The 13,815-nt window shown below is 63.6% G+C and carries 15 protein-coding genes; 7 read left to right on the plus strand and 8 right to left on the minus strand.

Going from position 1 to position 13,815, the window contains the following annotated elements:
* Positions 1-20 precede the first annotated feature (20 nt).
* Positions 21-227 (plus strand): hypothetical protein, encoded by a 207-nt coding sequence (locus ACPYIS_RS13220; RefSeq protein WP_185971244.1) that lies wholly within the window; start codon positions 21-23, stop codon positions 225-227.
* Between the two features lie 279 nt (positions 228-506).
* A complete protein-coding gene (locus ACPYIS_RS13225; protein WP_424894388.1) occupies positions 507-1,472 on the plus strand; it encodes an IS481 family transposase in 966 nt (321 codons plus the stop codon).
* Here the strand turns inward: ACPYIS_RS13225 and ACPYIS_RS13230 are convergent.
* Both ACPYIS_RS13230 and ACPYIS_RS13235 read right to left on the minus strand, forming a co-directional pair.
* On the minus strand, positions 1,415-1,684 hold the full coding sequence (locus tag ACPYIS_RS13230; protein ID WP_425973679.1) for a type II toxin-antitoxin system RelE/ParE family toxin: 270 nt from the start codon (positions 1,682-1,684) through the stop codon (positions 1,415-1,417). The two genes, ACPYIS_RS13225 and ACPYIS_RS13230, sit on opposite strands and share 58 nt — an antisense overlap.
* Positions 1,672-1,950, minus strand: coding sequence for a CopG family ribbon-helix-helix protein (locus tag ACPYIS_RS13235; protein WP_132963706.1), 279 nt, complete (start codon positions 1,948-1,950; stop codon positions 1,672-1,674). Before ACPYIS_RS13235 ends, ACPYIS_RS13230 begins: the two co-directional genes overlap by 13 nt.
* A 132-nt stretch (positions 1,951-2,082) precedes the next feature.
* Between ACPYIS_RS13235 and ACPYIS_RS13240 the strand changes: the two genes are divergently transcribed.
* Positions 2,083-2,490 (plus strand): hypothetical protein, encoded by a 408-nt coding sequence (locus ACPYIS_RS13240; protein WP_425973681.1) that lies wholly within the window; start codon positions 2,083-2,085, stop codon positions 2,488-2,490.
* 330 nt (positions 2,491-2,820) lie between these two features.
* Here ACPYIS_RS13240 and ACPYIS_RS13245 read toward each other — a convergent pair whose 3' ends face one another.
* The gene (locus ACPYIS_RS13245) at positions 2,821-3,558 is read right to left on the minus strand and encodes a hypothetical protein (protein WP_425973682.1); all 738 of its coding nucleotides are present in this window, start codon (positions 3,556-3,558) and stop codon (positions 2,821-2,823) included.
* An 84-nt stretch (positions 3,559-3,642) separates the two neighbouring features.
* On the opposite strand from ACPYIS_RS13245, the gene ACPYIS_RS13250 reads away from it, so the two are divergent.
* Positions 3,643-4,814, plus strand: a protein-coding gene (locus ACPYIS_RS13250; protein WP_424859250.1) for an IS3 family transposase whose coding sequence is annotated in 2 segments (ribosomal slippage) — positions 3,643-3,898 and positions 3,898-4,814 — 1,173 coding nt in all. Because the reading frame shifts where the segments join, the coding sequence is not laid out codon by codon here.
* A gap of 139 nt (positions 4,815-4,953) precedes the next feature.
* Here ACPYIS_RS13250 and ACPYIS_RS13255 read toward each other — a convergent pair.
* The 3 genes from ACPYIS_RS13255 to istA (ACPYIS_RS13265) form a co-directional block, all read right to left on the minus strand.
* On the minus strand, positions 4,954-6,021 hold the full coding sequence (locus tag ACPYIS_RS13255; protein ID WP_425973683.1) for a hypothetical protein: 1,068 nt from the start codon (positions 6,019-6,021) through the stop codon (positions 4,954-4,956).
* A gap of 649 nt (positions 6,022-6,670) precedes the next feature.
* A complete protein-coding gene (istB, locus tag ACPYIS_RS13260) occupies positions 6,671-7,459 on the minus strand; it encodes an IS21-like element helper ATPase IstB (RefSeq protein ID WP_425973684.1) in 789 nt (262 codons plus the stop codon).
* A complete protein-coding gene (gene istA, locus ACPYIS_RS13265; RefSeq protein WP_211669397.1) occupies positions 7,459-8,679 on the minus strand; it encodes an IS21 family transposase in 1,221 nt (406 codons plus the stop codon). Before istA (ACPYIS_RS13265) ends, istB (ACPYIS_RS13260) begins: the two co-directional genes overlap by 1 nt.
* Positions 8,680-9,239: 560 nt before the next feature.
* Between istA (ACPYIS_RS13265) and istA (ACPYIS_RS13270) the strand changes: the two genes are divergently transcribed.
* From istA (ACPYIS_RS13270) to ACPYIS_RS13280, 3 genes are read left to right on the plus strand one after another with little or no spacing between them, the layout of a single operon-like run.
* Positions 9,240-10,886: an IS21 family transposase gene (gene istA, locus ACPYIS_RS13270; RefSeq protein ID WP_424894389.1), complete on the plus strand. Its 1,647-nt coding sequence runs from the start codon at positions 9,240-9,242 to the stop codon at positions 10,884-10,886.
* Positions 10,883-11,647, plus strand: a complete 765-nt coding sequence (gene istB, locus ACPYIS_RS13275) for an IS21-like element helper ATPase IstB (RefSeq protein ID WP_045786199.1) — start codon at positions 10,883-10,885, stop codon at positions 11,645-11,647. The genes istA (ACPYIS_RS13270) and istB (ACPYIS_RS13275) overlap by 4 nt, the downstream gene beginning before the upstream one ends.
* 53 nt (positions 11,648-11,700) lie before the next feature.
* A complete protein-coding gene (locus tag ACPYIS_RS13280) occupies positions 11,701-11,865 on the plus strand; it encodes a WYL domain-containing protein (protein ID WP_425973685.1) in 165 nt (54 codons plus the stop codon).
* Between the two features lie 108 nt (positions 11,866-11,973).
* Here the strand turns inward: ACPYIS_RS13280 and ACPYIS_RS13285 are convergent, their stop codons facing one another.
* Together ACPYIS_RS13285 and ACPYIS_RS13290 are read right to left on the minus strand one after the other, a co-directional pair.
* Positions 11,974-12,627 (minus strand): ANTAR domain-containing response regulator, encoded by a 654-nt coding sequence (locus tag ACPYIS_RS13285; protein WP_425973687.1) that lies wholly within the window; start codon positions 12,625-12,627, stop codon positions 11,974-11,976.
* Complete coding sequence (locus ACPYIS_RS13290) at positions 12,627-13,781, minus strand: transporter substrate-binding domain-containing protein (protein WP_425973688.1); 1,155 nt, start codon at positions 13,779-13,781, stop codon at positions 12,627-12,629. Before ACPYIS_RS13290 ends, ACPYIS_RS13285 begins: the two co-directional genes overlap by 1 nt.
* Between the last annotated feature and the right edge of the window lie 34 nt (positions 13,782-13,815).

The following is a 13,815-nucleotide window of genomic DNA, read 5'->3' on the forward strand; positions in this document are numbered from 1 at the left end:
TTTCGTGAGGAGTGACGAAAGTGGAAAGCCAGTCCGACACCCCGCCGCCGAAGCGCGGCCGCCCCCGCAAATACGCTACCGCCGCCGAACGGCAGGCGGCGTACCGCGAGCGGCTGCGTGAGCGTGGAGTACGTGAGGTGCGCAGGCTGGTGCCGACGCATCCGGAGCCGCTGCTGCGCAGCGCGGTGATTGACTTGAGCGCGCTGCCGCCGTGGAAACGGGGCTAGAAGCCGCTATAGCCGCCGCTGGCGGCTGGGGTGGAAACGCGCAATTTGCATAATTGCGCGTGCAATGTCAGCCTGGCGGCCGCTGTTGTCATCCGTCATCAATAGCCCGCTTCTTTCTGGTGTCGAACAGCAAGAATGGCGATGTTCTCCCCGTCGAAGCGGTAGAGGGCGACATAGCTGTAGGGTTCCGGACGATTGCATAGATCCTTCGCGTCGTGCACTCTTCGTTAGTCGCGCAGTGATGCGAGAGCTGATCGACAACCTCCGGAGCGCTCAACCATGATTATTCGCCTACACAAAAACGCCACCACAACCCCCGCCACCCGCGCCTACATCCAGTCCTCGTCCTTGTCGGTTGCGGCCTTGGCAGCCGAGTTGGGCGTATCCGAAGACACCATCCGCCGCTGGAAGCGTCGGGACTTTGTGGAAGATCGCCCGCATACCGCGCATCGTTTGCAGACGACGCTCACCCCGGCGCAGGAGCTTTTGGTGGTGGAGCTGCGCAAGACCCTCCAGCTACCCCTTGACGATCTGCTGGTGGTCACACGGGAGTTCATCAACCCCCGGGCCTCACGTTCTGGGCTGTATCGTCTGCTCAAGCGCCATGGCCTATCCCAACTGCCCAGTGAAGCCAAGGATGCGCCTGCTTCCAAGCCATTCAAGACCTACATGCCGGGCTACCTGCACATCGACGTCAAGTACCTGCCGCAGATGCCCGACGAACATCAGAGGCGTTATCTCTTCGTCGCCATTGACCGCGCCACCCGTTGGGTCTTCATCCAGATTAAGCCAAACAAGACCGCAGCCGCGGCCAGAAGCTTCCTGAAGGCCTTGCACAAGACCTGCCCGGTCAGAATCACGCACATCCTCACCGACAACGGCAAGGAGTTCACGGATCGCCTCTTCGCCTCAGGCGCGCGCGCACCGTCCGGGAAGCACGAGTTCGATCAGCTCTGCCAGGCCCTTGGCATCGAGCATCGCCTCACCAAGCCCAGACACCCTCAGACCAATGGCATGGTCGAACGCTTCAACGGCCGTATTGCCGAGGTCCTTGCCACCCATCACTTCAACAGCGCCGAGGACCTCGAGACTACCTTGACCCGTTATGTTTGGCTGTACAACCATCATTTACCCCAGAAGGCAATCGGACACATAACACCTCTGGAGGCCTTGAAAAAGTGGTACCCTCAACGCCCCGATCTTTTCATCTTCAAACCACGTAATCGTCCGGGACCTGACACATAGCCACTGCTGCCGAAGTCGATCAGCCATTCCCGAAACTCGGGTTCCATGTCCTCGACCGGCCGGCCGATGTGTGGCTGATGGGCCAGAATCTTGACCCCGGCCCGGATCGCCTTCACTGCGCGTTGCGCTGCGTCGGCATCCTTGGGCGCGAGGAAGCGGTAGAGCCGCTGCACATCAGCCAGTGCCGGCGGCGTCCATGTCAGACGTGGCACTTAGGCAGCTCCGCATCCTCGCCGGCTTCCAGCTTCGCCAGCCAGGCGTCGGCTTCCTCAAGTGTCAGATGCAGGCCGGTGCGCTGATAGTCTTCCCAGGCGCGGAGCGCATCCTGTTTGAACGCTTCGCGCTTTTCCTCGCGCTCGACGTACTGCGCGATGGCCTCTCGCATGATCCAGTGCGATGTGCGCCGGCGGGCTTCGGCCAGGTGCTGGACGCGCCCTTTCAGCTCGTCATCGAGCTTGATGGATGTTGCCGTTGCCATGTGGCCCCCGTAGTGAAAGGTAATACCTTCCGCTACTATAGTCCTTCCCTGCCCTGCCGTCCACCCGGCCGGGCACGGCCGCGCTGAAATTGTCTTGCTTTGTCGCACAAGTCCTGGATTGGCCACGACCCCATGCCGATCACGCGGCTACAGCACGGCATCAGCCAGGCGATCGCGCGGCACGTGCTCACGCACAAGACCGAGCCGAGCGGAGGCTGGACGCTGGACGGCCTGATCAAGACCGTGGCGGGCGGCGATATCAGCGAGCAAGGCATGCGCGACCGCCGCCGCGAAGCCCGAGCCGATGCCGAAGGCCTCGCCGCCGCCGGGGTGCTGCTGGAGGACGACCGGGTGCGGCGCTGCTCGCCGAAGCCGGGCTGCGATGTGGTGGGCGTGGAGCAAAACCGCGATGGCGTGCAGCAAAACCGCGATGGCGTGCAGCAAAACCGCGATGGCGTGCAGCAAAACCGCGATGCGTGCAGCAAAACCGCGGCGGCGGCAGATACATATTCAGATACAGATTCAGGGGCCGGCCCTTGAAGGAGGCCGGCCCATCATGATTCAGATGGGCCGCCCCTTCGGGGCGGGGGAGGAGAGCAAGAGAAGGTGATTTCTATCCCCCACTATCCCCCAGTTGGGGGGGAGAGGACGCGGTGGTGAGAAGTGAGAAGGTTGGACGGCCAGCAGCCCGCAACCTTCCTTTGCCACTCCCCGCCGCGCGCCAGCGCGGCCCCATCCCTTTCGAGCGCCAGCCGCGGCGCCTGCCGGCGATGCCGCCGCATCGCGGCTGCAAGGCCGCAAGAGCCGCGCTTCGGCATTGGGCTTTGGGTGCCCGCAATGGCCGATCGGGGCTTTGCGGCCCTCCAGCGGTCAGGCGGCCCGCACCGGCTCCCGCGCGGCCTGCTGCGCCGCTGCTGTGTGCCTGCCATAGGCGCCCATCACGTCCTCCAGCACCGGCGCAAGCGTCTTGATGCCGCGCTGCGTCCAGCCCGAGATGCGGATGCGTTGGATCGGGCTTTTGAGCGCATCGGGATGGTTGCCCAGGGCCAAGTGGTACATCGGGATCGTGGCATGCTGCTGGATGAGCGCGTAGGTGTCAGCAGGCAGCCGCTCAAACTCCGCCGCATCGGGCACGACCTTCTGCAGCAGCTTAAGCAGCCCATCGTCGCGCAGGAATGCCGGGGCCAGCGCCAGGCGCTTTTCGCAGGCCCGGGCAAGACCCTGTTTGAACGATTGCTTCAGCGCCTCAAACGCCACCGTGTTGTTACTGGCCGAGTACACGATGCGCGGCTCAAGATCGAGGTCTTCGAGCGTTTGCCGGATGATCTCGGCTTCGGGATCGACCGTTTCCGAGGCGGTGGCAGGCAAGTTGACGACGATGGCATCGACATCGAGGTGAACTTGCGCGATGTAGTCCAGCAGCTTGTTGATTGCACGTTCTTTTTCGCTCGGGTCAGCAAGGCCGATGACGGCACTCGATGCCGCGTGCGCACCGTAGCGCCGCGTGACATCGGCGGTGGTGGCGTCCCCATCGACGATGGCGATGCGCTTCTCACCGCGAAAGATCAGGGCATCGCACATGAGTGCGGCCACCGTGGACTTGCCCACACCGCCCTTTTCGCCGTGGGATGACCTTGCCCCTGGAAACCGGATCCCTTGCTGAGTGGTTGAATACAGGCAAGGAGAACGGAAGTGACGAAGGCAACGAGAGCGCGCTACACGCTGGAGTTCAAGCTGGAAGCGGTCAGGCTGGTCAAGGCTGGCCAGAGCATGGCGGCGACGGCGAAGATCCTGGGCATTGCGCAACAGACGCTGCACAACTGGATCCGTGCGGACCGAGACGGTCGTCTGGCGGGGGCTGGAAGCAAGCCGGTGAGCCCAGAGCAGATGGAGATCGCCAGGCTGCGCGCGGAGCTGGCGCGGGTCAAGATGGAGCGCGACATCCTGGGAAAAGCGACGGCGTACTTCGCGAAGGAGCGGGGGTGAAGTACGCCTGGATCGAGCGTAACCGCAAGCGCTGGCCCGTGTCGGTGGCGTGCGCAGTTCTGGGGGTGAGCCCCAGTGGGTACCACGACCACCGTGTGCGCCAGGCACGACCACGACGTGGGATCAGCAACGATGCTCTGCTGGTTCATATCCGAGCGATCCATGCCGAAACGCGTGGCGAGTACGGCTGGCCGCGGATCTGGAAGGAACTGCTGGCACGCGGCATTCGGGTGGGTAAGGAGCGCGTTCGCAAGCTCATGAGCCTGCACGGCATCCGCGCCCGAGGCAAGCGCAAGTTCAAGGCTACGACCGACAGCAACCACAAGCTGCCGGTGGCGCCGAACCTTGTGGATCGGCAGTTCAAGCCGGCCACGCCGAACGCCGTGTGGACGAGCGACATCACGTATGTGGCCACCGACGAGGGCTGGCTGTACCTGGCGGTGATCATCGACCTGTTCAGCCGCCAGGTCGTGGGCTGGTCGATGCAGCCGCACATGCGGCGCGAGCTGGTGATTGACGCGTTGCACATGGCCTGGTTCCGCCGCCATCCGCCGCCGGGACTGATATGCCACAGCGATCGCGGCAGCCAATACTGCAGTGCCGACTTCCAGAAGGCGCTGACCGGCTACGGCATGCGCAGCTCGATGAGTCGCAAGGGGAACTGCTGGGACAATGCGCCCACGGAAAGCCTGTGGGGCTCGCTCAAGGTGGGCAGGCTGCACGGCAAACGCTTCAAGACCCGGCGCGACGCCATGGACGAGATCGTCGACTGGCTGACGTTCTACAACCACCGGCGGCTTCATTCGTCGTTGGGCTATGTCAGTCCGATGCAATTCGAACGGGCTTGGCTTGCCGCCCAGAAAAGGCAGGCTGCGTAACGGTCTCAGCTATGGGATCCGGAACTCGCGGGCAAGGTCAGGAGAAGATGACAGGTTTCACGAAGAGGCTCCTTTCCTTGAGACATTACGGGCACGCCGCCCGCACCCTATAGAGAAAGGGGTGGAACAAAAAGGGGCGCTAGGCGGGCTTGGCCTCAAGCTGTGCCTCCCGCCTGTCGACGGCATTAGCGATGATGTCGCGCATCAGGTTGGAGACATACCGCACGAAGCTGTCCATCGTCAGTTTGGCTTTTTCCTCGTCCGGCAGGCGCAGGCTGCGCAGCGCCCACAGCTCCACCGCATCGCCGTAGGGCGGGCGGCGCTTGAGAAATTCGATCATCATGGGCTTCCACACGTCGCCCGCATCGCGAAAGCCGATCAACGGGTCGTGCGAGCGGTCATAATCGCGCACGAAGTGGGCGTAGAAGAAGATCGCAAGTTCGTAGAGGAACGGCGGGCGCTGGCTGACGTAACGGTTGTTTGCGATGTCTTGCAGGTGCTGATCGATCATCGCCTGCGCCACGGCGCGCGATTGCTCCGGCGGGCATGGCGGCACCGACAGCAGCCGCATGCTGTTGTCCAGCATTTCCTCGACTGTGGTGACGTGCTCGCCCAGCTCGATCTTGCGCAGCCGCCCTTGCTCTCCGGTCAGCTGCGGCGTTTCGATTGGCTGCGGGATGGGCACCTGCGGCACTTCCTTGAAAGGCCGCGCCAGCCGCATGAGATCCTCGATGCTGAACTGCTGCGCCACCGGGATCGGGGCCTGCGGGTTGGCCGCCGAGGCCTGCGTGGCCGCCAAGGCCTGCGTCGTGACCGGCACCGCTGCCCTCGAAGGTGTTGCCGCCACCACTGGGGTGGCAGGCGCAGGCACTACCACCGGCGCAGGCGCGGGCGCCACCGGCGCAGGCGCGGCAACAGGCGCTGGAGCGGCCACGGGCACCACCACCGGCGCAGGCGCGGCAACAGGCGCTGGAGCGGCCACGGGCACAGGCGCCGCCACTGGGGTGGCAGGCACAGGCGCCACCACCGGCTTGGCAGCGGCGGTCTGCTGTTGCACCTGGCGGGCGCAGGCGAGGAGCCGACAAAAGCGGGCGAAGCTGAAGCGTCGGCCTTGGAAATCGTCGCGCAGCATCATATGTGCGTGGATTTCTCGCAATGACCATCCGGCAGCATGCACCTGCTCGATCTCCGGCAGCAGCCTAATCATTCGTTCAAGCGCCGGGCGGCGATGTCGCGGCTGTCGGGCCGCAAGCTCATGCAGACTCGATTCCATGATGAAGCTCCCTCTGGAGAGGATTGGACCAAGGCGCCACGGGGGCGCTCGCACCCCATAGAGAACGGGGTGGAACAGAAAAAGGTTTCCGGGCTGGTGCCAACGGGTTGGCAACGGATTGGCGCCCGGTTGAGATTGCCGGTGGCGCTCTGTTGGTACCACGGGCGACATGCCGGTGGCGGTGGTGGTGGCACGCGGCTGGCACCGGGTTAGCAGCGGTGGTGGCGCGATATCAGCAGGCTAACAGCAGATCGTTTGCGCTTGCGGTGGCGGTTCGTTTTCACGCGGTTGGCACCACTGGCGAACACGTGTTGGCATTTGATATTGAGGAGGTGTTGACACCCAGGTTGCAGGCGATCACCAAAAACGAGTGCATGGTAGGCCCCCCACACAAAAATCCTGACACCCTCCACCGGATCGGGGGACGGCGATGACTCCGCCGAAGCGTCGTCAGTCAGGGCTTCGCCCCGACACCCCGAAGCTGCCGCATCCGGGCCGCCGCCCGTCGCCCATCCGGTCCCGGGTGTCAAGCGACACGAAGATTTGACCCCCTGACGACATCTGGAATTGACCCCCGGGTTAATCAACTCTCTGACGTGATCGGGGTGGGGGCAGCGGCCTTGTGCAGAAGGCCGCTGCGGCGCTTGTCGCGCAGCCGATAGCTGTCGCCCCGGATCGTGATGACCTGGCTGTGGTGCAGCAGCCGATCGAGGATGGCGGTGGCGGCGACCGCGTCGCCAAACACCTGCCCCCACTCGCCAACCGGCCGGTTGCTGGTGATCAGCATGCTGGCGCGCTCGTAGCGCCGCGACACGAGCTGGAAGAACAAGTGTGCCGCAGCCGGCTCGAGCGGCAGGTAGCCCAGTTCGTCGATGATCAGCAGCTTGGGCTTGGAGAGCTGCTGCAGCTTCTCCTCGAGCCGTCCGTCGACGTGCGCCTTCGTGAGCCCTGCCATCAGCGCCGCCGCCGAGGTGAAGAGCACCGTGTAGCCGCGCTCGACCGCCTCGCGCCCGAGGGCGACCGCCAGGTGCGTCTTGCCCACGCCGGGCGGGCCGAGCAGCAACAGGGCCTGGCCGTGGCCGATCCAGCGGCCGGTGGCCAGATCCCGGATCTGCCCCGGATCGATCGAGGGCTGGGCGTCGAAGTCGAAGCCGTCGAGCGTGCGCACGCACGGGAAGCGGGCGAGCTTCATGCCCATCTGGATGCGCCGCGTGTCGCGCCGGGCGACCTCGCGCTCAGCCAGGAACAGCAGCGCCTCGCGCAGCGTCATCTGCGCCCGGCCGGCTTCGTCGAGCAGGCTGTCGAGCTGATCGCGAATTGCCGTCAGCCGCAGCCGGGTGAGCAGTTCGTCGAGTCGGTCGGTATCGATCATCACCAGCCTCCTCCGACGAGCGCTTCGTATTCGGCCAACGGACGCAGCAGCGCATCGGTGGGCGGCGGCACTTCGATTGCGGCCGGCGGCGGTGACCCACCCAGCAGATGGCTACGCTCGATGCTGCGCCCGCGACTGCCGCGCAGCTGCGCGTGGCGGGCCACTTCCTCACCGGCGTACTCGACCACCACCGTGTCGGCGCTGACGATGACTGTCACCGTCTCGCCGATCAAGCGCCACGGCACGCTGTAGGCGTTGGTGTCCAGTTCGATGCAGCCCTCGGCATTGACCCGGCGCACGAGCTCGCGCACCTGCAGGAAGGGGGCGATGCCGGCGATCGGGCGCAGATGCGCACGCTCCAACTCGAAGCGCTCAGCGGGCGTGACGCCCGTCGTGCCGTGGATGCGCACATCGGCCACCTCGCGCTGCCAGCGCGCCAGGTGCGCCTGCATCGCCGCCCAGCTCTCGAAGGCGTGACCGGCGATGGCGTTGTTCTTCACGTAGCCCACGCCGTTCTCGGTCTTGCCCTTGGTGCGGGCGCGAAACGGCGCGCACGCCCGGGCTGCGATGTCCCAGTGGCGGCAGAACGCCTCAAAGCGGCTGTTGAGCCGAACCTGGCGCGTGGGCGTGTCGTGCTTGTCGACCAGTGCCTTGGCATTGTCGATGAGGAGCGTCTGCGGCCGTCCGCCGAAGTGGGCGAACGCCGCCTCGATGCCAGCGAACCAGGCGCTTTGGCGCTCGTGGCGGAATGCGCAGGCAAACCCCTTGCGTGAGTAGCCCAGTGTGGCCACAAAGAGGAACACCCGTACCGACTCGCCGCCGATCATCACGCGCGTCTGCCCAAAGTCGATCTGCATTTGCTCACCCGGCGCGGTCTCGAAGCGGATCGTCGCACGGCGACTCGCTTCGAGTTCCTGGCGGAACCCTCGGCACGCGCGCTCGACCGTGCGCAGGCTCGTGTCGATCCCAAGCTCCTTGCTCAACTGCTGACGCACCACGTCGCAGTTACCCCGGTGCTGCAGGAAGCGCTCCCGCAGCCATGCTTCATGACCGACCAAAACGCCGGTGCGCTGTGGCCGCTTATACGGCACCGGCCCACCCGCGTTCAGATACCGCCGCACCGTGTTGCGCGCGACGCCCAACGTCCTGGCGATCCGCTTCGCGCCCCACCCCGACTGCCCCAAGCGAACGATCGTCGTGATCGCTTCCGGCTCCAACATCTCCTGCACTCCGCAAACCACACGGCGCACAGGATCTACCTCAATGTGCTTCGTTTCCAACGATGGCCTCCTTGCGAACGAGGGGGTCAGTTCCTCGTGTCGCTAGGGGGTCAATTTACGGTGTCGCCTGACATTCAATCCAAGCGGCCAATGCGGGCGACATCTATTCTGACGCGGGGGGGCGGGCGACATCTATTCTGACGCGGGGGGAATGCCACCCAGGAGACAGCCTTCGAGGCGGATGCTGCGCAGCTGGAGAAATTCATTGGCGCCGGCTACGGCATCTACTCCGGTGGCTACGTTCAGTGGGCGCGATTGCGCTTCACGGCGCCAAGGTCACGCTGGGTCGCGCGAGAAGTCTGGCATCCTGAGCAAAAGTCTCAACTCGCTTCTGACGGAACCCTTCCCCGGCGGCCACCCAAAGTGCTCCACTTATGGCCACCCAAATTGCTCCACCTGACCAGTGGTGACCTGATGCATTGAGCTTGGCATGTTGGTCGCCCGCTGGCCGACAGGCAGGACGTTACTTTCACCCCCTCACCAACGAGGGGACCACCGGAGTGAACGTCTTGAAGCCACACTTGCAAACCACCATATGGACGCTGCTGGAGGCCAACGCCAGCCAGCGAGAGATCGAGCGGGTCACAGGTATCTCCCGTCACACCATCCGCGCCTACCGGCAACGCTTTGCGGCCGAACGGGCAAACTGCCCCGGGGTGGCCACCGGCTCTGAGGCGGTGGCCAGTCAAACTGCCCCACCCCGGCCACCGGCTCCTGCTGTTGCCCCTGCGCCACTGGCTTCCTCCCTGTGCGAACCCCACCGTGAGTTCATCCAGGCGCAGTTGCGTCTCAAGCGCAACGCCATGGCCATCTTCCAGGACCTGGTCGACCAGCACGGCTTTGCCGGCCAGTACAACTCCGTCAAACGCTTCGTGGCCCGACTGCGCCAGAAGGAGCCCGAGCAGTTCGACCGCCTGAGCTTCCTGCCCGGCGAGGAGATGCAGGTCGACTACGGCGAAGGCGCTCCCACCCGGGTGCCGGGTTCTGATCGGTACCGCAAACCCCGCCTGTTCGTGGCCACGCTGCGCTACTCGCGGGCAAGCTTTCGCTGCGTGGTCTGGAAGTCCAGCCACCAGATCTGGGCCGAGCTGCACGAGCGGGCCTTTCGCTTCTTTGGTGGTTGCCCCCAGTACGTGGTGCTGGACAACCTCAAGGAAGGCGTCATCACGCCCGACCTGTACGAACCCGAACTCAACAAGGTCTACGCTGCCACCCTGGCGCACTACCATGTGGTGGCCGACCCAGCCCGGGTACGCGACCCCAACCGCAAGGGCACGGTCGAGCACGCTATCGGCCACACCCAGGCCACGGCCTTGAAGGGCCGGCGCTTCGAGTCCATCGAGGCCCACAACGAGTTCCTGGCGCACTGGGAGAAGAACTGGGCGGCCAAGCGCATCCACGGCACCGAGCGGCGCCAGGTGCAGGCCATGTTCGAGGAAGAACGCGCCTACCTCAAGGCGCTGCCGCTGTTGGGCATGCAGTATTTCAGCGAGGTCGAGCGCACGGTGTGCGATGACAGTTGCGTGCGCGTCGCGCACAGCAGCTACGCCGCGCGCCCGGCGGCCATCGGATCGAAGGTGCTGGTGCGCATCTACGCCCAGCGCATCGAGATCCGTCAGGCCAGCACGGGCGATCTGCTGCGCACCCACCCCAAGGCCGAGCGTCCTGGCTCTGTCGTGCTGCCCCAGGACGAGCGGGTGTTCAACCCCTCGCGCGAGACCCGCTACATCCTGCGCCAGGCCAGCGAGATCGGCGAACATGCGGCCCGTCTGTGTGAGCTGCTCTTTGCCATCGAGGGGCGGGTCGGGCAGCGCAAGCTCTGGGGCATCGTGGCTCTGGTGCGGCGCTACCCGGCCCACTGCGTCAACGCCGCCTGTGCCCAGGCCCTGGAGCAGGGCATCTACAGCTACAAGCGCGTGCTGGCTTTGAGCGAGGGTCTTTTTGCCCAGGCGCTCGCCGCCATTGAAGCCCATGCCAGCGGTGACAACGGCGCGGTGCTCACCACCCCAGAGCTGACCCAGCAGCACGGGCTCATCCGCGATGTCGATGAGTACGGTGATCTCTTCGCGCACGCCGCAGCCACGGCCACGGCAACCGTATCCAGTACCACCGCTGCCACCACCACCGCACCGGGGAGCCTGGCATGAACCTGGCCGAGATCGAACGCGCGCTGCGCGAATTGCGCCTCTCGGGCATTGCCGAGACCCTGTCGACCCGCGTGATGCAGGCCCAGGCCAGCCAGGAGCCGTTCCTGGAGACCTTCGCCGCCATGCTGCAAGACGAGCTGGACCGGCGCCGAACGCGCCTGATGGAGCGCCGCTACAAGCGCTCGGGGCTGGATGAGAAGGTCACGCTGGCCGACTTTGACTGGCGCTTCAACCCCAAGCTGCCCAGATCGGCCTGCTTTGAGCTGCACACGCTCAAGTTCATCGCAGAGGGCGCCAATGCACTGATCGTGGGCAAGCCCGGCACGGGCAAGAGCCACTTGGCCAAGGCGGTGGCCTACCAGGCCACGCTGGCCGGTCACGATGTGCGCTATCTGGAGGCGGACACCGAGTTTGGCCGCTACGCGCTGGGCAATGCCACCGAGCGGGGCTCACTGCTCAAGGAGTGGGTGCAGCCCGACCTGCTGGTCCTGGATGACCTGTTCCTGGCGCGGCGCATCAGCGAGCACGCCGCCGAGGTGTTGCAGGCCATCGTGCACCAGCGCTACAAGTTGCGCAGGTCGATCGTGGTGACCTCCAACCGGGTGGTGCAGGACTGGGGTAAGTATCTGGGCGACGCCACCATGGCCACCACCATCCTGGACCGCCTGATGCACCGCTGCGCGATGCTGGAATTCGAGGGCAAGAGCTACCGCCTCAAGGAGGCCGCCGCGCGCATCGCCATCAGCCCTGAAGCCTCATAATTCGACCGTCCTGCCTGGAGCAGTTTGACCGGCCACAAGTGGGGCAGTTTGGGGTGGCCATCGGGGCCCTTCTTCTGGAAGTCCCGTTCACTGACGCGACCGAACTCGCCATGGATATTTTGCGACACGGCAAGCACGTGGAGGTGCTCGAACCTCAAGCACTCAGAGAAGCCGTGATGCACGAGCTCGTCTCGGCAAGTGCCATGTATTCCCCGTAGACCGCATCAGAAATCCGATTGCTGAGCTCTTGGGTGACTCCGACGTTCCCCCGGTGTTAGGAGCACTAGGCTTTGAAGTTCGGGCGGACGTCGCCTTTGCCCGGATGTCTATGCGGACCGTGGGTTACGCGAAGGTAGGGAAATACTCAGCAGTTCATGAGCCTCGACGATGGCCATGGCAACCTCTTCTGTCGTGGTTCTCTTTGCCATGGCTTGTTTGCGAATCATGTCGTAGGCCTCTGTCTCGGAAACCTGATGGGTCTTCATCAGAATGGCCTTGGCATCAGCGATGTGCCTAACCCCCAGTAGCTTGGCCTCCACCTTTTTCAATCGCCGAGCCAAGGCGCGGTTCACCTTGTGGTTCTCACGAGCTATAACAAGTGACGAGAGAAGACCAAACGAGCGCACAGGTGAAGGCAGAACGGCCTTAGCCTCCAAACCTAACACCACTTCGACGATAGTGGGGTTTTCGTAGTTGACTACTGCTATGACGGTTGGTGCATCGTCCTCTCGCGCCCATTCCATGTTTAAGTTGAGGATTTCAGGCCGTACAGCAATAAACACCACGTCCACATCTTTGCCGATGGTTTGCATCGGGGGCCAAAATGCCTGAACCTTGCAGCCGATACGCTGTAGTTGCTGCGTAAGTTGACGGCCGTCGGAGTCATCGGGATGAATGACCGCCACAGTCAGCGTACGAAGCTCTTTCAGCTGTTGAGGTGTAGCTCGCAATGCTCGAGGCTGCTCAGCTCGGTCGACCATCAAGACTCCAAAGTGTCCAAGCGCGCAGCCCAATCTCCTAGAGAATGGGTAACCAAATAGGGGTCGGGGTATACCGACCGTCGCGCTTGGCGCACGATAGTAAACTGACTTTCAGCGTTCACACGGCCAATGCGCGGATACAAGCAAGTGTGGTGGTTGGTAGGGTCGATACGCACACGACCTTGTGGAGCGTCGAACTCGCTCCCCAACACGCGCGGCAGTAGTTCAGCGATGTCGTCGCTGCCTGACTGACGCATCGCATTGGCGAAGATGTGCATCTGAAAGTAGGAGGCTTCCCAACACAGATTGGGGACGCAATTCTCACCCAAGCGCCGCCGAAGACGTTGCAGACAGCGTACGTTGGCAGCGGATTCGATGGATTGAAAGTATGGAGCCGAGGTGTAGTGGCCTGTTACCAGTCCTTTCTCCATTTGAGAGATTTCGGCCTCCGAGGTCGTGAGGCTTCCGATGGGCATGACCTTGGGGTCAAAGCCAGCATCAGCATATGCGCGATACAGAGCAGCCGTGGAGTCTCCGACCACTGTCGAAAAGATGAAATCAGGGCGTTTGTTTCTGATGTCAGCCATGATTTCCGCAAACTCTTTCTCGGTGGCGTCCAGCGCCACATATCTCTCCCCCAACTTTTCGCTGCCCTGGCGTTGCATCACAAGCTCACCCATGATGCGATTGGACTCATAGGGGTAGATGTAGTCCGAGCCAATAAAGTAAACCCGCGCGCCAAAGTTGGTTGTCATGAACTCCGCCAACTGAACACTGTTCTGATTGGGGGCGGCTCCCGTGTAAATCACGTTGGCCGAGTACTCGAACCCCTCGTACGGGGTCGGATAGAACAGCAGTCGGTTCCACTTCTCAATGACAGGGATAACGGCCTTACGGCTGCTGGACATGTAGCAGCCAAAGATGACTTTGACCTTATCCTGCACGATGAGCTGCTCCGCCAACTGGGCATAGCGCTGCGGGTTCGATTGGGCGTCATATTGGACCGGGACAAGCTCGCGCCCGTTGATGCCCCCAGCCTCGTTGATTTCGTCGATAGCCAGCAAGGCACCGTGAAGCTGAGACAGCCCGATGGTGGAGGTGACACCAGTATGCGAGAAAAGCACGCCAACGCGCACAGGGTCGCGGTCAGACATGACGCACCTTCACTTTTCTTGGAATTCTAGTTTG

Origin of the sequence: Tepidimonas sp. HKU78 (assembly GCF_049860815.1) — a bacterium.
In the GTDB taxonomy this organism is placed as follows: domain Bacteria; phylum Pseudomonadota; class Gammaproteobacteria; order Burkholderiales; family Burkholderiaceae_C; genus Tepidimonas.